The sequence below is a fragment of the Agromyces salentinus genome (assembly GCF_009749395.1).
GTDB lineage: Bacteria > Actinomycetota > Actinomycetes > Actinomycetales > Microbacteriaceae > Agromyces > Agromyces salentinus.
In genome coordinates this window covers 103,092-125,145 of sequence record NZ_WBIR01000002.1, presented here as the reverse complement: position 1 = coordinate 125,145, position 22,054 = coordinate 103,092, and the positions used below count along the sequence as shown (strand labels likewise).

At 70.3% G+C, this 22,054-nt stretch carries 17 protein-coding genes; 6 read left to right on the top strand and 11 right to left on the bottom strand.

Annotated features, from left to right (window positions below; all coding sequences use genetic code 11):
- The first annotated feature begins 43 nt into the window (after positions 1–43).
- Entirely contained in the window at positions 44–1,282 is a 1,239-nt protein-coding gene (gene manD / locus GQQ95_RS03460; protein WP_157426261.1) for a D-mannonate dehydratase ManD, read from the top strand.
- Positions 1,283–1,322: 40 nt separating this feature from the next.
- On the opposite strand, the gene GQQ95_RS03455 is transcribed toward manD, so the two are convergent.
- Complete coding sequence (locus GQQ95_RS03455) at positions 1,323–2,495, bottom strand: enoyl-CoA hydratase/isomerase family protein (protein WP_170296947.1); 1,173 nt, start codon at positions 2,493–2,495, stop codon at positions 1,323–1,325.
- Between the two features lie 220 nt (positions 2,496–2,715).
- On the opposite strand from GQQ95_RS03455, the gene GQQ95_RS03450 reads away from it, so the two are divergent.
- Together GQQ95_RS03450 and GQQ95_RS03445 are read left to right on the top strand one after the other, a co-directional pair.
- Positions 2,716–5,706, top strand: a complete 2,991-nt coding sequence (locus GQQ95_RS03450; protein ID WP_157426259.1) for a DUF5979 domain-containing protein — start codon at positions 2,716–2,718, stop codon at positions 5,704–5,706.
- Between the two features lie 182 nt (positions 5,707–5,888).
- Positions 5,889–7,289, top strand: a complete 1,401-nt coding sequence (locus tag GQQ95_RS03445) for a SulP family inorganic anion transporter (RefSeq protein WP_246205177.1) — start codon at positions 5,889–5,891, stop codon at positions 7,287–7,289.
- 128 nt (positions 7,290–7,417) lie between these two features.
- Here GQQ95_RS03445 and GQQ95_RS03440 read toward each other — a convergent pair whose 3' ends face one another.
- The 3 genes from GQQ95_RS03440 to GQQ95_RS03430 form a co-directional block, all read right to left on the bottom strand.
- Positions 7,418–8,860, bottom strand: coding sequence for a flotillin family protein (locus GQQ95_RS03440; protein ID WP_157426453.1), 1,443 nt, complete (start codon positions 8,858–8,860; stop codon positions 7,418–7,420).
- 109 nt (positions 8,861–8,969) lie between these two features.
- Complete coding sequence (locus GQQ95_RS03435) at positions 8,970–9,440, bottom strand: hypothetical protein (protein WP_157426257.1); 471 nt, start codon at positions 9,438–9,440, stop codon at positions 8,970–8,972.
- 114 nt (positions 9,441–9,554) lie between these two features.
- Positions 9,555–10,316, bottom strand: coding sequence for a hypothetical protein (locus GQQ95_RS03430; protein WP_157426256.1), 762 nt, complete (start codon positions 10,314–10,316; stop codon positions 9,555–9,557).
- 85 nt (positions 10,317–10,401) lie between these two features.
- Here GQQ95_RS03430 and GQQ95_RS03425 point away from each other — a divergent pair, with 85 nt between their 5' ends.
- Positions 10,402–12,219: a bifunctional 3'-5' exonuclease/DNA polymerase gene (locus GQQ95_RS03425; RefSeq protein ID WP_157426255.1), complete on the top strand. Its 1,818-nt coding sequence runs from the start codon at positions 10,402–10,404 to the stop codon at positions 12,217–12,219.
- On the opposite strand, the gene GQQ95_RS03420 is transcribed toward GQQ95_RS03425, so the two are convergent.
- Positions 12,198–12,821, bottom strand: coding sequence for a PadR family transcriptional regulator (locus GQQ95_RS03420; protein ID WP_157426254.1), 624 nt, complete (start codon positions 12,819–12,821; stop codon positions 12,198–12,200). The two genes, GQQ95_RS03425 and GQQ95_RS03420, sit on opposite strands and share 22 nt — an antisense overlap.
- A gap of 214 nt (positions 12,822–13,035) precedes the next feature.
- Between GQQ95_RS03420 and GQQ95_RS03415 the strand changes: the two genes are divergently transcribed.
- On the top strand, positions 13,036–13,557 hold the full coding sequence (locus GQQ95_RS03415; RefSeq protein WP_157426253.1) for a DUF3145 domain-containing protein: 522 nt from the start codon (positions 13,036–13,038) through the stop codon (positions 13,555–13,557).
- Between the two features lie 159 nt (positions 13,558–13,716).
- Here the strand turns inward: GQQ95_RS03415 and GQQ95_RS03410 are convergent, their stop codons facing one another.
- The 6 genes from GQQ95_RS03410 to aceE form a co-directional block, all read right to left on the bottom strand.
- Positions 13,717–14,952 carry a beta-ketoacyl-[acyl-carrier-protein] synthase family protein gene (locus GQQ95_RS03410; protein WP_157426252.1) on the bottom strand — a complete coding sequence of 412 codons (1,236 nt, stop codon included), beginning with the start codon at positions 14,950–14,952 and terminating at the stop codon, positions 13,717–13,719.
- A gap of 79 nt (positions 14,953–15,031) precedes the next feature.
- A complete protein-coding gene (locus tag GQQ95_RS03405) occupies positions 15,032–15,280 on the bottom strand; it encodes an acyl carrier protein (protein WP_056731598.1) in 249 nt (82 codons plus the stop codon).
- 66 nt (positions 15,281–15,346) lie between these two features.
- Positions 15,347–16,351 (bottom strand): beta-ketoacyl-ACP synthase III, encoded by a 1,005-nt coding sequence (locus tag GQQ95_RS03400; RefSeq protein ID WP_157426251.1) that lies wholly within the window; start codon positions 16,349–16,351, stop codon positions 15,347–15,349.
- 32 nt (positions 16,352–16,383) lie between these two features.
- Entirely contained in the window at positions 16,384–17,304 is a 921-nt protein-coding gene (locus GQQ95_RS03395) for an ACP S-malonyltransferase (protein WP_157426250.1), read from the bottom strand.
- 112 nt (positions 17,305–17,416) lie between these two features.
- On the bottom strand, positions 17,417–18,583 hold the full coding sequence (locus GQQ95_RS03390; RefSeq protein WP_212275253.1) for a PucR family transcriptional regulator: 1,167 nt from the start codon (positions 18,581–18,583) through the stop codon (positions 17,417–17,419).
- A 44-nt stretch (positions 18,584–18,627) separates the two neighbouring features.
- Entirely contained in the window at positions 18,628–21,354 is a 2,727-nt protein-coding gene (gene aceE, locus GQQ95_RS03385) for a pyruvate dehydrogenase (acetyl-transferring), homodimeric type (RefSeq protein WP_157426248.1), read from the bottom strand.
- Positions 21,355–21,524: 170 nt separating this feature from the next.
- Between aceE and GQQ95_RS03380 the strand changes: the two genes are divergently transcribed.
- A complete protein-coding gene (locus GQQ95_RS03380) occupies positions 21,525–21,995 on the top strand; it encodes a peroxiredoxin (RefSeq protein WP_157426247.1) in 471 nt (156 codons plus the stop codon).
- Positions 21,996–22,054: the final 59 nt, after the last annotated feature.

Below are 22,054 nucleotides of genomic sequence, written 5' to 3'. Positions count from 1 at the left end.
ATCCCTCCATCGTCGAACCACGACCACCCACGGAAAGAGCACCATGATCATCGACAAGGCTGAGGTCATCGTGACCAGCCCCGACCGCAACTTCGTCACGCTGAAGCTGACGACCGACGACGGGCTCACGGGGCTCGGGGATGCGACCCTGAACGGGCGCGAGCTCGCCGTGGTCGCGTACCTGACCGAGCATGTCGTGCCGCTGCTGATCGGCGCGGATGCCGGGAGGATCGAGGACACGTGGCAGTTCCTGTACCGGTCGGCGTACTGGCGTCGCGGGCCGGTCACGATGGCCGCGATCGCGGCGGTCGACATGGCGCTCTGGGACATCAAGGGCAAGGCGGCCGGGATGCCCGTGTACCAGCTGCTCGGCGGGGCGTCCCGGAACGGCCTGATGGCCTACGGGCACGCATCGGGCAAGGAGCTGCCCGAACTCTTCGACTCGATCCGCTCCCACCAGGAGCAGGGATACAAGGCGATCCGGGTGCAGACCGGCGTACCGACCCTCAAGGCGATCTACGGCATCGCAGCACAGGGCGCCGAGGTCGGCGACGCATCCGTTCGCTACGACCACGAACCCGCACGCCGCGGAGCGAAGCCGGTCGAGGAGGATTGGGACACGCGTGCCTACCTGAACCACCTGCCCGGCGTGTTCGAAGCGGTGCGCAACGAGTTCGGGCCCGATCTGCCACTGTTGCACGACGGGCATCACCGGATGACGCCGATCCAGGCCGCCCGCCTCGGCAAGGACCTCGAGCCGTACGACCTGTTCTGGCTCGAGGATTGCACGCCGGCCGAGAACCAGGAGGCCCTGCGCTTGGTGCGCCAGCACACCACGACACCGCTCGCGATCGGCGAGATCTTCAACACGGTCTGGGACTTCAAGGACATCATCCGCGACCAGCTCATCGACTACGTGCGCGGCGCGGTCACGCACATGGGCGGCATCTCACCGCTGAAGAAGACGCTGGACTACGCGGCGATGTACCAGATCAAGTCGGGCATGCACGGTCCGACCGACATCAGCCCGGTCGGGATGGCGGCCGCCATGCACCTCGGACTGTCGATCCACAACTTCGGCATCCAGGAGTACATGCGCCACGGTGCGAAGACCGACCGGGTCTTCGAGCAGTCCTTCACCTGGACCGACGGCTACCTCCACCCCGGCGACAAGCCCGGACTCGGCGTCGAGCTCGACGTCGATGAGGCGGGCACGTACCCGTACGAACAGGCCTACCTTCCCTACAACCGACTCCTCGACGGCACCGTCCACGACTGGTGAGCGGGCGCGCGGCGCGCTTGCCCTCGCGAGCCTCCGCCCGCTACGCGGACGCGGACTCGGGCGCTGCGGCGGGCTCTTCCTCCGGGATGCCCAAGCCGCGGGAGAACACGCTGTGGCGGAGCTGCGTCTGCATCGCGGCGACGATGTCCGCGACATCCACGTCGGCGAGCTCTGCGGGCTTCCATTCCGGGACCTCGTCCTGGTGCAGCGTCTCGGTGTTCTGCGCCACGAGCGCCTGCACGCCCGTGAACAGGTCGGGCTGCGTGGTGAACCAGCGGGCGAGTCGCAGTTCGCGCTCGAGCGCGTCGCGCAGGGTCTCGCTGTCGCTTGCGGCGCGCACCGATCGAAGGGTCGCGACCAGGGCCGTGGGTGAGAGTCGCAGCAGCGCGTCGGCAGCGGATGCCGCGTTCGACGCCGCGTCGGGATCGTTCGAGTCCGCGGCGGCGAGTCCTTCGACGACGTCGCCGTTCGAGAACGCCCAGAGCCGCTCGAGGATCGCCTCGACCGTGTCGGCCGAGTAGCAGGCGTCGATCCAGTCGCGACGCGCGAGCACTGCGGAGGGGCCGGCCTCCGTGGCGAAGCGTCGAGCCTTCTCGTCGGGGGAGGCCGCGTCGTCGGCGTCCAGGAGCGCCGCCGTGAGGTCGCCGACCCGCTCCGCCGGAACCATCACGTCGGCGAAGCCGAGCTCGATCGCGTCCGCGGGGCTGAGGTCGACGGAGTTCAGCGCGAGGTAGGTGCCGATCTCCCCGGGAGTCCGCGCAAGTCGCCAGCTGGCCCCGCCGTCGGGCACGAATCCGTACCCGGTCTCGGGCTGGCCGAGCTTCACCCGATCGGTCACCACCCGCGTGGACACGTGCCCTGCGAGCGAGATGCCGCTGCCCATCGTCATGCCGTGCATGATCGAGATGATCGGCTTCGGGTATTCGGCGAGCTTGGCGATCAGTCGGTACTCGTTGCGGAAGAACACGGATCCGATCGTCATGCCCTCGGCGGCCCGCGCCAGGATCTCGCGGAAGTCGCCACCGGCGCAGAAGCCGTAGTCGCCGGTGCCGTCGAGCAGGATCGCGGTGACGGCCTCGTCGTCGGCCCACGCGTCGAGCGCCTCGGTGAGGCCGCGCATCATCTCGAGGTCGATCGCGTTGATCGAGTCGGGACGGTTGAGCGACAGGTGGCCGAGGTTGCCGGCGACAACGGCGTTCACAGAGGGATGCACCACCCAACGGTAGCGGGCCGGGGCGCCAGGGAGAGAATCGTGCGATGCCGGAGCCGAGGGGCTTGACATCGACCGGCTGTCCACCCAGCCGATCCCGACGCCCGCCATAGGAGATTCGAGCCGAATATGGTTTGCTGGCGGGTGGGGGAGCACCGGCAGCGCACCATGCACCCGGCAGTGCGCGAGGGCGATGCACCTCGGTGGTACCCGAAGGAGCATCATGCGGCACGGTTCATTGCGCAGGTTCGTCGCGGCCTTGGGCGTCCTCGCCGTCGCGGGCGGTTCAGCGCTCGGCGTCGCGGCATCGTCCGCCACGGCTGAGCCGGTATCATCCGTCACCCTGCCCGCAGTCGCGCCGGCGGCCCTGCCGGCCGGCCTGATCGGCGTCAACCCGTTCACGCTCGCGGGCGGCTTCACCGTCTACGCGAAGGACGACGCGGTCCTCGGCAACACGGAGTTCGAGGGCAGCATCGCGGTCGGCGACCAGCTCCGGGTCACGCAGACGGCCGGATACCAGTTCGCCCATGTCATCGCGGGAACCGGGAGCTACGTCCTCCCGACGATCGACTCGGACCCGACGCGGGTGCTGGCGGGCTCCTACGATCCCGACCCTGCCACGAACTCCGGTCGGGTCGAGATCACGAATGCGGGGGCGACGCAACCGTCCCAGTTCGGCGACCTGAAGATCGTCGACCGAACGACTCCCTTCGTCACCTTCACCCGTGCGTCGTGGCTTCGATACGCGCTGGAGCAGGGCACCGACACCCCGCCGCTCATCGATGCGCGCGACCAGGTCCACCCCGCGGATTCCGTCCCCCCGACGAGCGCCGACGGCGACGGCAGCATCTACACGTACGCGACGGGCGAGGACACGGCCTCGATCGTGGCGAGCTACGTGGAGGCGAACGCCCAGGCGGACGAGGGTGAGATCGACCAGTGCCTCATCGATGTCGTCGATCCTGACAACCTGATCGGATACCCGGTCGAGATCGCCGAGGATGCGGGCGACCGGGTCGTGCTCGGGACGCTCTCGCCCGACCAGCCGAACGTCGTCCAGTACGCCGACATCGAGGGCGCCCGACTCCTGCAGTTCTCCGATGGCACCCCGGGTCCGGCCAATCCGCTCGTCATCCACGTCGAACCCGGTACGACGTCGATCCTCCCGCCCTCCATCGACCCCGAGGGCACCTACTCGCCGTACGTCATCTGGGACCTCTCCCAGGTCAGCGGCTCGGTCACGATCGCCACCGACGGCCGGGGCGACGGTTCCATCTACGCACCGAACGCCGACCTGAGCATCACCGCGCAGCCCTGGGACGGCCAGATCATCGCGAACTCCGTGGACATCACGGGCGGCGAGGTGCACTCGTACCTCTTCGCGGGCGCGCTGCCGTGCGCGGCCCCCGTCGACGCCGGGAACTTCTCGGTGGCGAAGGCGCTGAGCGGCGTCGAGGCCGGCGGGCTCGCGCCGGGCACCGTCTTCGAGGTGGGGTATCTCGCCCTCGAACCTGACGGGACGATCTCGACGGGCATCCTGGCACTCGACCCCGACGGCACCCCCGTCTCGCCCGAAGCCGACTTCCCGTTCGGCACCAGCATCGCGGTGTTCGAGATCCAGCCGGACGATGCGCTCCTTCCCCCCGAACTCGCCTGGAGCGACGTCTCCTGGGACGGCGAGACGGTCTTCACCATCGATTCCACGCATCCGACCGTCAGCCTCGTGGTCACCGACACCGCGGCACCGATCCCGGCCGGATTCAGCGTCACGAAGACGTTGGCCGGCTCAGGGGCCACGGCCGTACCCTCCGGCGAGGAGTTCACGCTCGAGTACGAGGTCGACGGCGGTGCACCGAACGAACTCGTCGTGACGCCGGGGGAAACCGCCGTCGTCGACGACCTGGCGGCCGGCGATGTCGTGACGATCACCGAGGTCGGCCTCCCCGAGGTCGACGGCATCGCGTGGGGGACCCCGACCTGGACGATCGACGGTGAGCCGCTCACTCCCGACGCGAGCGGCGCCGTCGAGTTCACCCTCGTCGGCGGCGAGACGATCGCGCTCGACCTCGTCAACCAGGCCGAGGCCGTCGGTTGGATCTCGGTCTCGAAGACCGTCATCGGCGATGGCATCGGCGCGCTTCCCGATGATCTCGAGTTCCCGCTCGTCTACACGCTCGACGGCGGGCCCGAAGAGACCGTGGTGGTTCCGGCCGATGAGGTGATCACCTTCGACGAGCTGCCCGCCGGCACCGTCGTGACGGTTCGCGAGGGGGAGCTGCCCGAGATCCCCGGTGTCGAGTGGGGGACTCCCGGCTGGACGATCGACGGCGTGCCGCAGACGCCCGATGCCGAGGGCGACATCACGTTCGTCGTCCAGCCCGGCGCGACCGTCGCGCTGTCGCTCGTCAACACCGCGAACGGCATCGGCTCGCTCTCATTCGTCAAGACGGTCAGTGGGGCAGCGTCCGACCTCGTTCCCCCAGACACGACCTACCCCATCGAGTACCGCGTCTCCGAAGGGCCGATCCAGACGGCCGACGTGGTGGCCGGAGAGGTGTTCGAGGCATCCGATTTCCCGACCGGAGTCGACGTCTCGGTCCGGGAAGCCGCGCTGCCGGAGGTCCCCGGCGTGCAGTGGGGCGAGCCCCAGTGGAGCATCGACGGCACACCGGTGGCCCCCGACGACGACGGCTGGGTGTCGTTCATGTCGGCGACGGGCACGACGGTCGCCCTCTCGCTCGAGAACATCGCGCAACTCGCGCCCGGCGGCTTCACCGTGACGAAGTCGGTCGCCGGCGATGGCGCGTCGGCCGTCCCGCCCGAGACGACGTTCACGATCGGATATCGCGTCGATGACCAGCCGGAGCAGATGCTCGAGCTGCGGGCGGGCGAGGCCGCGACGGTATCCGACCTTCCGCCGGGGGCCGTCGTCACGTTCGCCGAGCCCGTGATCCCCGAGGTGCCCGGCGTGACGTGGGGTGAGCCGGTCTGGCAGGTCGACGGGGTCGAGGTGAGCGAGCCGAGCGTCACGATCGGCGCGGGCCGCGTCGTGTCCGTCGCCCTCGTCAACACGGCGGACTCGGCGGCAGGGGTGAGCGTGCTGCCGTCAGCCGGAGCCGACACCGGTCTTCCCCTGACGGCCGCCGTGATCCTCGCCCTGCTCGGAGCGGGTGTGCTGGTGGTCGCGTCGAGACGACGCACGGCGCGACCGTAGGGCGCTGAGGCGAAGGCCCGGCCCGCCCCGTGGGGTACAGTTTTCACGGTCGTCGGGACGCTCGTGATGCCAGGCCGGCAGCACGCGGCCCGACGTTCCGCTGCGCACCGTCGCGCTCCATGACCGCATTTGCCGACTCCGCCGAGCCGGCCGACAGGAGCTCCACGTGGCCACCCTCCGACATCCAGAGACCCAGGCGCGCGAACGACGGACGACCTCCGCCCGGCGTCGACCCTCGGGTGGGGTTGTTCTCGTCCTTCGTGATGGCGGTCACCATCGCCTTCCTCGGTGGGCGGCCCGCGATGATCACGGCCGCCACCGGGGCGGTCGCGCTGGTCATCGCGCCGGTGGCGCGTGAACTCGGCATGGACTACCTCATCGCCACGGTCATCCTCGCCGGGATCTTCCAGCTCGTCATGGGCCTCCTCGGCGTCGCGAGGCTGATGCGCTTCATCCCGCGAAGCGTCATGGTGGGCTTCGTCAACGCCCTCGCGATCCTCATCTTCACGGCACAGCTGCCTCAGCTGATCGACGTGCCCTGGGCGGTCTATCCGCTCGTGGCCGCCGGCATCCTGATCCTCGTGTTCCTCCCCAAGTTGACGCGCGTGGTCCCGGCGCCGCTCGTCGCGATCGTCCTCATCACGTCCGCGGTCCTCATCACGGGGGTGCACGTCCCGACGGTCGGCGACCAGGGCGACCTGCCCGAGAGCCTGCCCGAACTGTTCATCCCGAATGTGCCCCTGACGTGGGCGACCTTCGCCACCATCGCGCCGTACGCCCTCGCCATGGCGCTCGTAGGGCTCCTCGAGTCGCTCATGACGGCCATGCTCGTCGACGAGGTGACCGAGACCCCCTCGCCGAAGACCCGGGAGGCGCTCGGGCAGGGTGCGGCGAACGTGCTCTCCGGACTCTTCGGCGGCATGGGCGGCTGCGCGATGATCGGCCAGACGATGATCAACGTGAAGGTCTCCGGTGCCCGCACGCGCATCTCCACGTTCCTGGCCGGTGTCTTCCTCCTCGTTCTCGTCCTCGTGTTCGGGGACCTCGTCGCCGTCATCCCGATGGCGGCCCTCGTCGCCGTGATGGTCATGGTGTGCGTCGCGACCTTCGACTGGCACTCGATCCGCTGGTCGACGCTCAGGCGGATGCCGAGGAGCGAGACCGCGGTCATGGTCGCGACCGTCGTGGTCGTCGTGCTGACGCACAACCTGGCGATCGGCGTCCTCGTCGGGGTCCTCGTCGCGCTCGTCGCGTTCGCGCGCCGCGTCGCCGAGTTCGCCGGTGTCGTGCGGACCATCGACACGGAAGGCGGAGTGCCGACGGCGAACTACGCCGTGGAGGGCGAGCTCTTCTTCGCGTCGTCCAACGACCTCTCGACTCGGTTCCAGGTCGCGGATGACCCCGATCGCGTCGTGATCGACATGTCGAAGTCGCACATCTGGGATGCGTCGACGGTCGCCGTGCTCGATGCGGTCATCGTCGCGTACGCCCGCCATGGCAAGCACGTGGACATCGTGGGGCTGAACGACCCGAGCGCGGCCATGCACGCGCGGCTCGCCGGGAACCTCGGCGCAGGAGGCTGACTCGCCGCCCGCGGCGTGTCCTGCCGTCGTCTGCAACGGCCGGTCGGCGGTCCGGGAGGGCAGGTCGTCCACCCGGACGACGAAGCGCCGGGTGCGGGCACCCGGCGCTTCGTGATGGAGGGCGGCGACTACTTCGTCGCGACCTCGGAGCCCTTGACGAGCTGTCCGCCGGCGAGGCCCGAGAGGATCGAACTGATGTCGAGTCCGGTGAGGGACTTCACGACCTCGGTGCCCTCGCCGAGCACCTGCCCGACGGTCTTCGTGACGGCGCTCGCGCCGTCGGTCGAGACGACGGTGAGCTTGTCGATGTTGGAGATGGGCTCCGCCGCGGCGCGCACGATCTCGGGCAGCCGCGAAATGATCTCCTGCGCGAGGGCGGCCTCACCGTACTTCTGGAGCGCCAGGGCCTTGGCATCGGTGGCGGATGCCTCGGCGAGGCCCTCAGCCTCGATCGCGGACGCGCGTGCGTCGCCCTCGGCGCGGACACCGGCCGCGAGGGCGACCTTGCGGTCGCGCTCGGCCTCACCGGCGAAACGAACCGACGTGGCCGCCGCTTCGGCATCCTGCACGGCGGCGACCTTGTTCGCCTCGGCGATCTTCGTGCGCTTGAAGGCCTCGGCCTCGGTACTGGCGTTCGCGGCGTCTCGCTTCGCCGTGGCGCGTTGCACCTCGGCGTAGGCCTCGGCCTCGGCGGGCTTGCGGATCTCGATGTCGAGGCGCTCCTGCGTCACGAGCGCCTGCTCCTGGAGGGCGTCGCGCTCCTGCACGGCGACGAGCTTGTCCTGTTCGGCCGTTGCGAGTTGGCCGGCGGCCTGCGCCTCGGCGTTCGCCCGGTCGGTCTCGGCCTTGATGCCGGCCTGCTTGAGGCTCAGCGCCTTCTGGCGCTCGGCGATCTGCTCGGCGGCGTCGATGCGCGCGAACTCGCTCGCGCGAGCCGCCTCGGCCTCACTCACCTCGGCGACCTGGCGGGCGCGGGCGGCCTCGGCGCGACCGAGGTTCGCGAGGTAGTCGCTTCCGGGGGTGGAGATGTCCGAGATGTTCAGCAGGTCGACCTGCAGGCCCTGCTCGACCAGGTCGGTCTTGGTCTCGGCGACGACCCGGTCTGACAGGCTCTTGCGGTCCGAGATGATCTGCTCGATGGTCATGTCGCCCACGATCGAGCGGAGGGAGCCTTCGAGGGACTCCTTGATGATCTCGGTGAGCAGTTCCTGCTGCGAGAGGAATCGTTGTGCGGCCCGGCGGACGCCGTCCTCGGTTCCGCTGACCTTGAAGTTGATCGACGCCTTGATGGCGATCTTGATGCGGTGCTTGTCGACGCCCTCGACGGTGATGCCGATCTGACGCTGCTCGAGCGAGATCGAGAAGCCCTGTTGCAGGATCGGCCAGACGAACGTGCGGCCGCCGATCACGACGCGCTGCCCCGACGAGGTGTCGGCGGCCCGCCTCCCGGCACCGCGGCCGACGATCACGAGCGCCTCGTTGGGCGGCACGCGGCGGATGCGGCGCGCGATGAAGACCAGCAGGGAGAGGAGGGCGACGGCGATCGCGAGGATCGAGATCACCTGGATCATGGTCGTGTCCAGCACGGTGGGGCCTTTCGGGTGGGGTGGTGGGGGTCGGGCTTCGGGGATCCCGCGGGCGAGTTCGACGGGTGCCGGTGGTCGAGCGGATCCGGGCGGGTCAGCCCGGAATGACCTTCACGCGACTGCCGAGGTGCTCGATCACGGTGACGCGGGAACCCTCGCCGATGGGCTCGTCGGAGTAGGCAAGCCGCCGTTCGATCTCGCCGGGCCCCTCGAGGCTGACCTCGCCGCCCGCGGTGGTGATCCGCGAGCGGGCGACGCCGGAGAGTCCGACGGCGGAGGCCGGCACGCCGTCGGACGAGTTCGTGAGGTTGCGGACGGCGAGCGCGGAGAGTGCGTAGGCCACCACCCCGAGCACGATCGCGAGGACGTAGGCCCAGATGAGGTCGAGCCCGGTGGTCGTGATCAGGGCGCCGGATGCGCCGAACACGACGAGCCCCACCGAGAGCGCGGTTCCGGAGATGGCGCCGTCGCCGATGTCGAAGTGATCGAGGATGTCCCCGAGGACCAGCGAGATGACGAGCAACACGAGGCCGAGACCGCCGACGATGAGGAACGGGAGGAGCATCCACAGGCCTTTCTGCGCACCGGAGAATCGCGCAGGACAGGGCGCGGGTCGAGCAACTCTATCGGGATGCGGGGCGGCCGCGGAGCGGTTCTCCACATCGCTCGACGCAGGTGGTCACGACACCGCGGGTGCCGCCACCGTGATCGCCTCGACGGCGGCGTGGCCCCGCAGGACGCGCATGCGGTCGACGACCGCGTCGACGACGGCCGGAGTGAGCGATCGGCACACGATGCTGTTCGAGCCGAGGGATTCCAGGCCGCCCGCCCGGATTCGGATGACCTCCCAGCCGACCTCGTTGAGCGCCTCGTCCTTCTCGAGGTCTGAAGCCTCCTTGAGCCCGAGGTGGGCGCGACGGGAGCGACCGGGATCGTCGTACTCGACGGCGATGCGCAACTGGGGAACGATGACGTCGGGCCAGACCTCTCGTCGACCGAAGAACGTGCGTGCGATGTGCACGGCGTTCACGCGGTGGTGGAGGCGGATGCGCTCCGCGAGCAGAGTGCGCAACCGTTGCTCGGTCATCGACGTGGCGGTGCGCAGACCGGGCTTCATGAAGGGGAGACCCGCCTCGCGGAGGGCCGCCGGGGCGACGGCGCCGGCTCGGCACTTCGCGCAGCCGGTTCCGGTGAGCACGTCGCTCACGGTGGCCTCGTACCGGTCGTGTCCGCGGGAGCAGCGCCAGTGGTACGACGTGCCGATGCGCGTCTCGGCGGCGAGTGCCGATCGCTGGCCGGGTGCGACCTTGCGGAGGAGTTCGGCCCGCGTGCGATGCGTCTCGTCGATGAGCATGCACAGCGGACACGCCCGGCGAAGGCTCAGGACGCCCGGGTCGTCGGGCGCGGCGCCGTGTCCGCACCGGAAGCTCACTGCGACCATCGTCGTCTCCTCTGCTCGGGCATGCCTGGATCCTGCCCGCGCCCACTGACATCCGCGTGTCGGTGCCACCCGCGAGAATGAGGACGTGCAGATCGCCGTGGGCGTCGGCGACGACGGTCGCGTGGAGTTCCTCGACGTCGCGTCGCCCGAGGAGCCGCTGTCGCGCTGCGCTGTCGGGTCGGCGGCGGCCACGTTCGACCGGCTCGAGGCCGAGTACGGTCCACGCTGGGTCTGGGTCGACACGCGGCGCTGGTATCCGTCGCTCCTTGAGCAGGGCGTTCGGCTCGGGCGGTGCCACGACCTGCGGCTGGCGGGCGCGATCCTCGAGCACTCGACGCTGACGGCCGACGTGCGGGCCCGGGCCGGCGAGGCGCCGCCCGCCTGGCTGCCGCCGGGGCCCACCGAAGCCGGCGAGGCCGCTCCGCTCCCGGCGCCCTCTGCCCACGAGACCCTCTTCGAGCTCGAGGAGTTCGCCTCGGGCGGCGATCCCGGCTCCACCGGGCGACCGACCGCCCCGAGGCGGGGCCCAGGGGGAGTCCCGGAACCCGTCCGAGGTCGGTCGCCGTCAGCGGCATCCGTCGCCGGCGAGCTCGGCAGGCAGGAGCGCCTGGTCGAGGGGAGCACCTCGCCCGCGGCGCTGCGGTTGCTCCTGGCCGCCGAGTCGGCAGGTGCCCTCATCGGCGCCGAGATGCGGGCCGCCGGGTTGCCCTGGAGTCGCGAGGTGCACGAGGCGGTGCTCGAGGCCGAACTCGGTTCGCGTCCCGCGCCCGGGCGCAAGCCCGCCCGCATGGAGGAGGTCGCGACGGTCGTGCGATCGGAGCTCGGCGCCCCGGCGCTCAACCTCGACTCGCAGGTCGACGTGCTCCGCGCCCTGCGTGCGGCCGGGGTGGCGACGTCGTCGACCTCGAGGTGGGAACTCCGCGAGCACGAGCACCCGGCCATCGAGCCCCTCATCGCCTACAAGAAGCTCGCCCGACTGCTCAGCGCCAACGCCTGGACCTGGCTCGACGAGTGGGTCCGCGACGGACGCTTCCGTCCCGAGTACGTGCCGGGCGGCACCGCGACCGGCCGCTGGGCGACCTCCGGGGGCGGTGCGTTGCAGCTGCCGAAACTGGTCCGCAGCGCGGTGGTCGCCGATCCCGGTTGGACCCTCGTCGTCGCCGATGCGGCACAGCTCGAGCCCCGCGTGCTCACCGGCATGGCCCACGACGAGGCGATGGAGCGCGCCGGCCACGGTCGCGATCTCTACCGGGGTCTCGTCGACGCGGGCGTGGTCGCGACGCGCGATGAGGCCAAGATCGCGATCCTCGGGGCGATGTACGGCGCGACCACGGGCGACAGCGGGCGTCTCGTCCCGCGACTGTCGCGCGCGTTCCCGAAGGCGATGCGACTCGTCGACCGTGCGGCGCTCGACGGTGAGCGCGGCATGCCGGTCACCACGCTCCTCGGCCGCTCCTCTCCGGTGCCGCCGCCCGAGTGGCGGGAGACCCAGTCGCGGGCGAGCCAACCCGAGGCCACCGCGGTCGACGAGCGCCGGGCGCGATCTGCGGCCCGCGACTGGGGGCGGTTCACGCGGAACTTCGTCGTCCAGGGCAGCGCGGCCGAGTGGGCGCTCTGCTGGATGGCCGATCTGCGGGCGACGCTTCATCGGCTCGGCGCGGATCACGCCGGCGAGCTCGAGCCGGCCGCCGCATCCGGACCGGTGTTCGCGACCGAGCCGCACCTCGTCTACTTCCTGCACGACGAGATCATCGTGCACACCCCGAAACTGCTCGCCGATGCCGTGGCAGAGGCGGTGCGAGACTCGGCCGTGAGGGCGGGCCGGCTGCTGTTCGGCGAGTTCCCGATCCGGTTCCCGCTCGACCTCGCGGTGGTCGACAGCTATGGAGCCGTCGAGCCCTGAGCGATGAGATCCGCGGATGCCGCGGGGCCGGCGCTCCCGCCCGGTCGACGTCCTCGCCGCGGGCGCTCCGTACTCGGCTCGAATCCGAGCCCGCTCGCGCGGCGGGCGCCCTCGAGCCAGTTGATCGCGCTCTCGGCGCGGGCCATCTCCGCGGCCGCACCGAGCACCGCGAGACGCGCGGGCGGGGCATCCGCTGCGTGCGCGGCGTCGGCGCGGATGGCGGAATCGTCGCGACGCGCGGTCCAGCGCGCGAGTTCCGCATCGATGACGGTCGTCGCGTCGAAGCGCGGGAGCGAGGACGCGATCAGCACGCGATCGACGGTCTCGTCCCACGGGTCCGCGCCCGCGGCATCCGCGCCGTCCAGCCACCGTGCCGATGCCGTCCTGCCCGCGGCGGTCAGTCGGTGCAGGGGCAGGCCGTCGGCCGTGTTGCCGGCCGGTTCGATGAGGCCCTGCTTGGTGAGGCGGTCGAGGGTGGCGTAGGTCTGGCCCACGTTGACCGACCGACGGCCGCCGGTGCGCTCGGCGAGGCCGCCGTGCAGGGCGAACCCGTAGGCGGGCCCCATCGTGAGCAGGACGAGGAGCGAGTCGCGAACGGCCACTGGGGCTCCTTCGAATCGGGAAACCGGAACTCTTCACCGAGCATAGTGTTCTTCCGCGGGATGCCGGGATCCTCGCCGTGGTGCGGCGAACCTTGTCAGACCGCCCGATCCGGGGCATAATCGCGGGAGACGGCTCGCCGTCCACAATCGAACACATCGCCAGCCGCAGTTCCGAGGTCGTAGGGGAAGACGCACCTCGAGAACGGAGACGGAGATGGCAGAGACGTTGTCGCGGGTCGTGCGCCCCGCGCAGGGAGTGCTGTTCGTGCACTCGGCACCGCGCGCGCTGTGCCCGCATGTCGAGTGGGCGGCCGGTCGCGCCCTCGGCACGGCGGTGAACTTCGACTGGACCGACCAGCCGGTCTATCGCGGCCTGATGCGCGCGGAGTTCCACTGGGAGGGCGACGCCGGGAGTGGGGCCCGCATCGCGTCGGCCCTGCGCGGCTGGGAGCAGTTGCGCTACGAGGTGAGCGAGGATCCGACCCCAGGCGCAGACGGCGCCCGCTGGATGCACACCCCCGAGCTCGGCGTCTACTTCGCCCAGACGGATGTCGCGGGCAACACGGTCATCGGCGAGGACCGCATCCGGTACGCCATGGAGGTCGCCGGTGCCGACCCCGTCGAGTTGCAGCGGGAGCTCAGGCTCGCGCTCGGGCAGGCGTGGGACGACGAACTCGAACCGTTCCGTCATGCGAGCGACTTCGCCCCGGTCGTCTGGTTGCACCAGGTGGGGTGAGCAGGGCCTCGGCCCGCGTGCTGGCGCCCCGCGCCGTCGGTGAGATGTTCCCGGCGGGCGCACGGACGAAACTCGCGGGCCGTCGACGAGAAGACCCCGGTGCCGAGATCGGCACCGGGGTCTTCGCCTGAGCGGATGCCGCGGCATCCGCTTCGGGGACTACGCCGACCGGAACACCGCGACGGCGTTGTGGCCGCCGAAGCCGAAGGAGTTCGAGATGGCCACCTGGGGTCCGTTGCCGAGCGGCTGGGCCTCACCCGAGACCCGCAGCGGGATGGCCGGGTCCTGCTCGGTGAGGTTGATCGTCGGCGGGGCGAGGCGGTCCTGCAGGGCGAGCACGGTGAAGACCGCCTCGAGTGCGCCGGTACCGCCCAGGAGGTGGCCGGTCGACGCCTTGGTCGCGGACACGGGGATCTCGTGCACCCGGTCGCCGAAGACGTTGCGCAGCGCCGTGTACTCGGCGATGTCGCCGACGGGCGTGCTCGTGGCGTGCGCGTTGATGTGCGTGACCTCGTCCGGCGCGGCGCCCGCCTGGGCGAGGGCATCGAGCACTGCGCGGCTCGCACCCCGTCCCTCGGGGTCGTTGGCCGTGATGTGGTACGAGTCGGCGCTCACGGCGCCGCCGGCCAGCTCGGCGTAGATGCGCGCACCGCGGGCGAGCGCGTGCTCCTCGGTCTCGATGACCAGGCTCGCGGCGCCCTCGCCCATGACGAAGCCGTCGCGGTCGACGCTGTAGGGACGCGAGGCGTGGGCCGGGTCGTCGTTGCGCCGGGAGAGGGCCTGCATCGAGGAGAACGACGCGAGGGTGATCGGGTGGATCGCGGACTCCGAGCCGCCGGCGATCACGACGTCGGCGAGCCCGAGCTGGAGGTGCTCGTAGGCGTTGGCGATGGATTCGGTGCTCGATGCGCAGGCGGAAGCGACCGTGCGTGCGAACGCACGCGCCTCGAAGTGCATCGAGATCGCCGCGGATGCCGCGTTCGGCATGAGCATCGGCACGGTCATGGGCAGCACGCGCCGGGGTCCGCGATCGCGCAGGGTGTCCCAGGCGTCGAGGAGGGTCCAGATGCCGCCGATGCCCGTGGCGTAGTCGACGCCGAGCCGCTCGGGGGCGACGGCGGGAGCGCCCGCGTCGGCCCAGGCCTCCATCGCGGAGATGAGGGCGAACTGGCTCGACGGGTCGAGTCGCTTGGCGACCGGACGCTCGAGCACCTCCTCGGGACGCACCTTCGCCTCGGCGGCGAAGTGGACGGGAAGGTCGTACGTGCCGACCCACTCGTGCTCGAGGGTGCGCGCGCCGGACTCGCCGGCGAGCAGGGCTTTCCAACTGTCACGGGCGGTGCCGCCGAGCGGCGAGGACGCGCCGATGCCCGTGATCACGATCTTCTTGGTCATACGAGAAACACTCCGATGGGAGGAACGATCGAGCTGATCGAGCGGGCCGGGCTACGCCGCGGCCCGCTCCACGCAGCGGCTAGGCCTGGGCCTTGACGATGAAGTCGACGGCGTCGCCGACGGTCTTGAGGTTCTTGACCTCTTCGTCGGGGATCTTGACGTCGAACTTCTCTTCGGCGTTGACCACGATGGTCATCATCGAGATCGAGTCGATGTCGAGGTCGTCGGTGAACGACTTGTCCAGCTCAACCGTGTCGGTCGCGATGCCGGTCTCGTCGTTGATGAGCTCGGCCAGGCCGGCAAGCACTTCTTCGGTGGACAATGCCATGGGTTCTTCTCCTTGATGGTGTCTCGTTTGACCGAGAGCCAGTCTAGATGGACAGGGGTCGGCGGTTCAGGGCAGAACCACCACTTGGGCGCCGAATACGAGGCCGGCGCCGAAGCCGATCTGGAGGGCGAGGCCCCCGGAAAGTTCAGGGTGCTCGTCGAGCAGTCGATGCGTCGCGAGCGGGATCGAGGCCGCGGACGTGTTGCCCGTCGTGGCAATGTCGCGCGCGATGACGACCGACTCCGGCAGCTTCAGCTGCTTGGCGAACTCGTCGATGATGCGCATGTTCGCCTGATGGGGGATGAAGGCCGCGAGGTCGGCGGCGGTCACGCCGGCGGCGTCGAGCGCCTGCTTGGCGACCTTCGCCATGTCCCAGACGGCCCAGCGGAAGACCGTCTGGCCCTCCTGGCGGAGGGTCGGCCACTCGGCGGCGCCGTCGCGGAACTCGGTGAGCGTGCCGTTCATGCCGACCGCGCCCGCCTTGGAGCCGTCGGAGCCCCAGATCGTGCGGGCGATGCCCGGGAAATCGCTGGGGCCGATGACGACGGCGCCCGCGCCGTCGCCGAGGAGGAAGGAGATGGAGCGGTCGGTCGGATCAACCACGTCGGAGAGCTTCTCGGCGCCGATGACGAGCGCGTAGTGGGCCACGCCCGTGCGGATGAGCGCATCGGCCTGCGCGACCGCGTAGGCGTATCCCGCGCAGGCGGCGTTCGTGTCGTAGGCCGCTGCCGGGCTCGCGCCGACGCGGTCGGCGACGACGGCGGACATCGAGGGGGTCTGCTGCACGTTCGAGATCGTCGCGACGATCACGAGGTCGATTAGCTCGGGGGCGACTCCCGACTTCTCGATCGCCTCGCGCGCGGCATCCGTGGCCAGGTCGAGCGCCGAGACGTCCGCACCCGCGCGGGTCCGGGTGATGATGCCCGTGCGCTGCTGGATCCACTCGTCGGAGGAGTCGATCGGGCCGATGAGGTCCTCGTTCGGCACGGCGTTCTCGCCTCGGGCGGCGCCGACCGCGTAGATGCGGGTGTAGGCGGGTCCGTGCGACTGCTGCAGGGTGGGCTTGGTCATGTTCGACATTCTCTCGTGGACGGGGCCGCGCCTCAGGCGGCCTGCTCGATGAGCTCGATCGCGGCCGGAAGGTCGTCGGGCGTCTTGACCGCGACCGTCGGCACGCCCTTCAGCGCGCGCTTCGCGAGGCCGACGAGCGCGCCGGCGGGCGCGAGTTCGATGATGCCCGTGACGCCGGCGTCGGCGAACGAGGTCATGCAGCGGTCCCATCGCACGGGCGAGGAGACCTGGCCGACCAGCAGGTCGACGAATGCTGCGCCGGATGCCACGGTGCTGCCGTCGCGGTTCGTCCAGAGCGTCTGCGCGGGGTCGGTGGGAGAGAGGGTCGCCGCGACCGACGCGAGATGCTCGACTGCGGGACGCATGTAGCGGGTGTGGAAGGCCCCGGCGACCTGCAGCGGGATCACGCGGGAGCCGGCGGGCGGCTCGGCCTTCAGGGCTTCGAGCGCGTCGCTGGCGCCCGCGACCACGATCTGGCCGCCGCCGTTGAAGTTCGCGGGTTCGAGGCCGAGGTCGTCGAGGCGCGCCAGCAGCGCGGTCTCGTCACCGCCGAGGACGGCGCTCATGCCCGTCGGGGTCTGTGCCGCGGCATCCGCCATCGCTCGTCCACGCTCGCCGACGAACCGCATGGCATCAGCGGCATCGAGCACGCCGGCACCTGCGGCCGCCGTGATCTCGCCCACGGAGTGGCCGGCGATGCCGCCAATGCGCTCGGCACGGCCGTCGTCGAGGAGGGCCTCGAGCGTGAGCAGGCCGGCTGCGACGATGAGCGGCTGGGCGATCGAGGTGTCGCGGATGGTGTCCGCATCGCTCTCGGTGCCGTGCAGGGAGAGGTCGACGCCGGCCGCCTCCGAGTAGGCCGCCAGACGCTCGGCCCGCGCGGGGTCGGGGATCCAGGGGGAGAGGAATCCGGGGGTCTGCGAGCCCTGACCAGGGCAGACGACGACGATCACGTCCCTAGTCTGCCAACGACCACGGCGCCATGTGTGTGCCGGTGCGACAAGCTCTCGCAGAAACCTTTGTGCGCGTCACACAGTGGCGTGTCGATCGAGCGGTTGCGCTCGGTCAGTTGGGCCGTCGGCGCGGAGCGTGTTCATGATCGCTCATCGAGCCGATGATGAGCGCGGACTGGAGGATGAGGGCCTCGCGCGCACCGGTCGCGTCCCAGCCGATCACGTCGGAAACCCGCTTCAGGCGGTAGCGCACGGTGTTCGGGTGCACGAAGAGCTCGCGCGCCGTTGCCTCGAGCGAGCGCCCGTTGTCGAGGTAGCTCCACAGCGTGGTCAGCAACTCGGTGGAGTGCGCCTGCAGCGGCCGGTAGATCCGGTGCACGAGGGTGGCCCGTGCGAGGGGATCGCCCGCGAGCGCGCGCTCGGGGAGCAAATCGTCGGCGTGCACGGGACGGGGTGCGTGGCGCCAGGAGCGGGCGACCGCGAAGCCGGCGAGGGCCGCCTTCGCGCTCTTCGAGGCGTCGACGAGGTTCGGCACCTCGTGACCCAGCACGAGGTGCCCCGGCCCGAAGTGGCCCTCGAGGGCCGTCGCGAACTCCATGAACGACATGGCGGGGGAGGTGCCGACCTCGTCGGGCTGGCGGCCGAGATGCTCCGACCTGCCGATGACGAGCACCAGCCGGTTGCCCTGCACGCCGATGAGCACGTCGGCCTGCATGTGCCGGGCGACGCGGCGGACGTGGTCGACGTCGAGCTGCTTGGGCGCCGTACCGACGAGCACCGCGACCTCGCCGTGCCCGTGCCAGCCGAGCGCCGCGATGCGGCTCGGCAGCTCGTCGTCGTACTCGCCCGAGAGGATCGAGTCCACGACCAGCGCCTCCAGGCGAGCGTCCCAGAGGCCGCGGGCCTCGGCCGCTCGCGCGTAGACGTCGGCCGCGGCGAAGGCGATCTCACGCGAGTAGAGCAGGATCGCCTCGCGCAGCGGTTCGCCGCCGTCCTTCACACGGTCCTCGACGACCTCGACCGTGACGCGGATGAGCTGGAGCGTCTGCTGCAGGCTCACCGATCGGAGCAGTTCGCGGGGCGCGGCGCCGAAGACGTCGGCCGCGATCCACGGTGTGGAACGAGGATCCTCGAACCACGCGATGAACGAGGAGATGCCGGCCTGCGCGACCAGCCCGACGGCGGAGCGACGGCTCGGGGGCATGTCCCCGTACCAGGGCAGCGTGTCCTCCAGGCGCTTCAGCGTCTGGGTCGACAGTTCACCCGCGATGGTTCGCAACCATGCGAGGGTCTCATCCTTGGTACGGGGCTTCGCCACCTCCGCTAGCTCTCGCCGCCGGCCGAGCCGGTCGTTCCGGCGCTCACGTCGTGCAGGCGGTACTTCTCGATCGCCTGGGCGGGCACCGAACGGTCGAGCTCGCCGCGCGCGACGAGCTGTTCGAGCGCACGGACCACGATCGACGGTCCGTCGATCTTGAAGAACCGTCGGGCTGCGGCGCGCGTGTCCGAGAAGCCGAAGTCGTCGGCTCCGAGGGTCGCGAAGTCACCGGGCACATAGGCGCGGATCTGGTCGGGCACGGCGTGCATGTAGTCGGACACGGCGACGAACGGACCCGTTGCGCCCGAGAGCTTCGACGTCACGTACGGCACGCGGGGCTCGGCATCGGGGTTCAGGAAGTTGTGCTCGTCGGCCGCGAGTCCGTCGCGCCGCAGCTCGGACCAGCTCGTGACCGACCAGACGTCCGCCGACACGCCCCAGTCGTTCGCGAGGAGCTGCTGTGCCTCGAGCGCCCACGGAACCGCGACGCCGGATGCCAGGAGCTGGGCCGTGGGACCGTTGCCGTTGCCGGCCGCGACCTTGTGGATGCCGCGGAGGATGCCGTCGACATCGGCGCCCTCGGGCTCGGCCGGCTGCACGATCGGCTCGTTGTACACCGTCAGGTAGTACATGACGTTCGGGTCGGAGTGCGAGCCGCCGTACATGCGCTCGAGTCCGGCGCGCATGATGTGGCCGATCTCGTAGCCGTAGGCGGGGTCGTAGCTGACCACGGCGGGGTTCGTCGACGCGAGGAGCGGCGAGTGGCCGTCGGCGTGCTGGAGTCCTTCGCCCGTCAGGGTCGTGCGACCCGCGGTCGCGCCGATGATGAAGCCGCGTGCCATCTGGTCGCCCGCTGCCCACATCGCGTCGCCGGTGCGCTGGAAGCCGAACATCGAGTAGAAGACGTACACCGGGATGAGGGGCTCGCCCTGCGTGGCGTACGAGGTGCCGATGTTGGTGAACGCCGCGAACGCGCCGGCCTCGTTGATGCCGACGTGCACGATCTGGCCCTGCGGGCTCTCCTTGTACGCCAGGAGCAGTTCGCGGTCGACCGAGGTGTAGTGCTGGCCGTTCGGGTTGTAGATCTTCGCGGTCGGGAAGAACGCGTCGATGCCGAAGGTGCGGGCCTCATCGGGGATGATCGGCACGATCCGGTGGCCGAAGTCCTTGGAGCGGATGAGGTCCTTCAGCAGTCGCACGAACGCCATGGTCGTGGCGATCTCCTGCGTTCCGGAGCCCTTCTTCGAGATCGCATACGCGGAGTCGTCGGGAAGGGAGATGGTGACCGGGTTGTTGCGACGCTCGGGAACGTAGCCGCCGAGCGCGCGACGTCGCTCCTGCAGGTACTGGATCGCCTCGTCGCCCTGTCCGGGGTGGTAGTACGGCGGCAGGTACGGGTTCTCCTCGAGCTGCGCATCCGCGATGGGGATGCGCATCTCGTCGCGGAAGGTCTTGAGGTTGTCGAGGGTCATCTTCTTCATCTGGTGGGTCGCGTTGCGCCCCTCGAAGGCCTTGCCGAGGCCGTAGCCCTTGATGGTCTTCGCCAGGATGACGGTGGGCTGGCCCTTGTGCTCGGTGGCCGCCTTGAACGCCGCGTAGATCTTGCGGTAGTCGTGGCCGCCGCGCTTGAGGCCCCACACCTCGTCGTCGCTGAGGTGCGACACGAGCTCGAGGGCACGCGGGTCGCGGCCGAAGAAGTTCTCGCGCACGTAGGCGCCCGACTCGGTCTTGTACGTCTGGTAGTCGCCGTCGGGCGTGACGTTCATGAGGTTGCGGAGCGCACCGTCGTGGTCGCGGGCGAGCAGGTCGTCCCACTCGCGGCCCCAGACGACCTTGATGACGTTCCAGCCGGCACCCCGGAAGAAGCTCTCGAGCTCCTGGATGATCTTGCCGTTGCCGCGCACCGGTCCGTCGAGGCGCTGGAGGTTGCAGTTGATGACGAAGTTGAGGTTGTCCAGGCCCTCGTTCGCGGCGACCTGGAGCTGGCCGCGGCTCTCGACCTCGTCCATCTCGCCGTCGCCGAGGAACGCCCAGACCTGCTGGTCGGATGCGTCCTTGATGCCGCGGTTGGTGAGGTAGCGGTTCAGCTGGGCCTGGTAGATCGCGTTGATCGGGCCGAGACCCATCGACACCGTCGGGAACTGCCAGAACTCCGGCATGAGGCGGGGGTGCGGGTAGGAGGACAGCCCGTGCGGGGCACGCGACTTCTCCTGGCGGAACCCGTCGAGGTCGGCGTCGCTGAGGCGGCCCTCGAGGAAGGCGCGGGCGTACATGCCGGGGGAGGCGTGGCCCTGGAAGAAGACCTGGTCGCCGCCGCCGGGGTGGTCCTGGCCGCGGAAGAAGTGGTTGAGGCCGACCTCGTAGAGCGAGGCGGCGCCGGCATACGTGGAGATGTGACCGCCGACGGCGATGTCCGGGCGCTGCGAGCGGTGCACGAGCACCGCGGCGTTCCAGCGCAGCCAGGCGCGGTAGCGGCGCTCGACGTCTTCATCGCCGGGGAATTCGGGCTCGTTCTCGGGCGCGATCGTGTTCAGGTAGTCCGTCGTGGGAACCATCGGCACGCCGAGGTGGAGCTCCTTCGAGCGCTTGAGCAGGCTCAGCATGATCTCGCGGCCACGCTGATGACCCTTCTGCGCGACGAGGGCGTCAAGGGACTCCGCCCACTCGGATGTCTCATCCGGGTCGGAGTCCAATGCCTCGACGGAGTAGGGGTCCTGGTCGTTGACAGTCACACTCGACCTCTCTCTTCTGCGGCTCGTGACCGCTGGGGTGTGGGGGTGCTCACGTCGAGGCGAACCGCCTCGCGGTCGCATGGCACCACGCCATCCTAGTGATTCTACGACCGTATCGCGGGGGCTAGGCTTGGCGCCGCACACCCCGCCCAGAGGAGAGTTGCGAGACGATGACGATCCTTCCCCATGGCACGCGAGCCCCTCGGTTCGAGCTGCAGGATCAGCACGGTCGCACGGTCGCGCTCGACGACTTCCGCGGGTCCGCTCCGGTCGTGCTCGTCTTCTTCCCGCTCGCGTTCTCCCGCACGTGCGAGGGCGAGCTCGCAGCCCTCCGCGACGCGTCCGACCTCTTCGCCGCGTTCGGCGCGCAGGTGCTCTGCGTCTCGGTCGACTCGAAGTTCGCGCTCCGCGCGTGGGCGGAGGAGCAGGGATACGCGTTCCCACTGCTGGCGGACTTCTGGCCGCACGGCGAGGTCGCGGCGGCATACGGCGCCTTCCTCGAGCAGCGCGGGCATGCGGCGCGCGCGACCTTCGTGATCGACGACGCCGGCACGATCAGGGCGAGCTTCGCGACCGGCCCGGGCGAATCCCGCAGCATCGCGCAGTACCGCCTCGCGCTCGAGGCCCTGCCGCAGGCCTGAGGTCGTCCCCGCGTGAACCGTGCGCGTCGCGGCATCCGGCACTCGGGGTAGCATGGCGA

Excerpts from the sequence above, each read along its gene's own strand:
- GQQ95_RS03415 (WP_157426253.1), top strand. The coding sequence starts at position 13,036 with ATGGCAGAGACGTTGTCGCGGGTCGTGCGCCCCGCGCAGGGAGTGCTG.
- GQQ95_RS03435 (WP_157426257.1), bottom strand. The coding sequence starts at position 9,440 with ATGCTCCTCCCGTTCCTCATCGTCGGCGGTCTCGGCCTCGTGTTGCTC.
- manD (WP_157426261.1), top strand. The coding sequence starts at position 44 with ATGATCATCGACAAGGCTGAGGTCATCGTGACCAGCCCCGACCGCAAC.
- GQQ95_RS03430 (WP_157426256.1), bottom strand. The coding sequence starts at position 10,316 with ATGGTCGCAGTGAGCTTCCGGTGCGGACACGGCGCCGCGCCCGACGAC.
- GQQ95_RS03400 (WP_157426251.1), bottom strand. The coding sequence starts at position 16,351 with ATGACCAAGCCCACCCTGCAGCAGTCGCACGGACCCGCCTACACCCGC.
- GQQ95_RS03440 (WP_157426453.1), bottom strand. The coding sequence starts at position 8,860 with ATGATCCAGGTGATCTCGATCCTCGCGATCGCCGTCGCCCTCCTCTCC.
- GQQ95_RS03450 (WP_157426259.1), top strand. The coding sequence starts at position 2,716 with ATGCGGCACGGTTCATTGCGCAGGTTCGTCGCGGCCTTGGGCGTCCTC.
- GQQ95_RS03380 (WP_157426247.1), top strand. The coding sequence starts at position 21,525 with ATGACGATCCTTCCCCATGGCACGCGAGCCCCTCGGTTCGAGCTGCAG.
- GQQ95_RS03405 (WP_056731598.1), bottom strand. The coding sequence starts at position 15,280 with ATGGCATTGTCCACCGAAGAAGTGCTTGCCGGCCTGGCCGAGCTCATC.
- GQQ95_RS03410 (WP_157426252.1), bottom strand. The coding sequence starts at position 14,952 with ATGACCAAGAAGATCGTGATCACGGGCATCGGCGCGTCCTCGCCGCTC.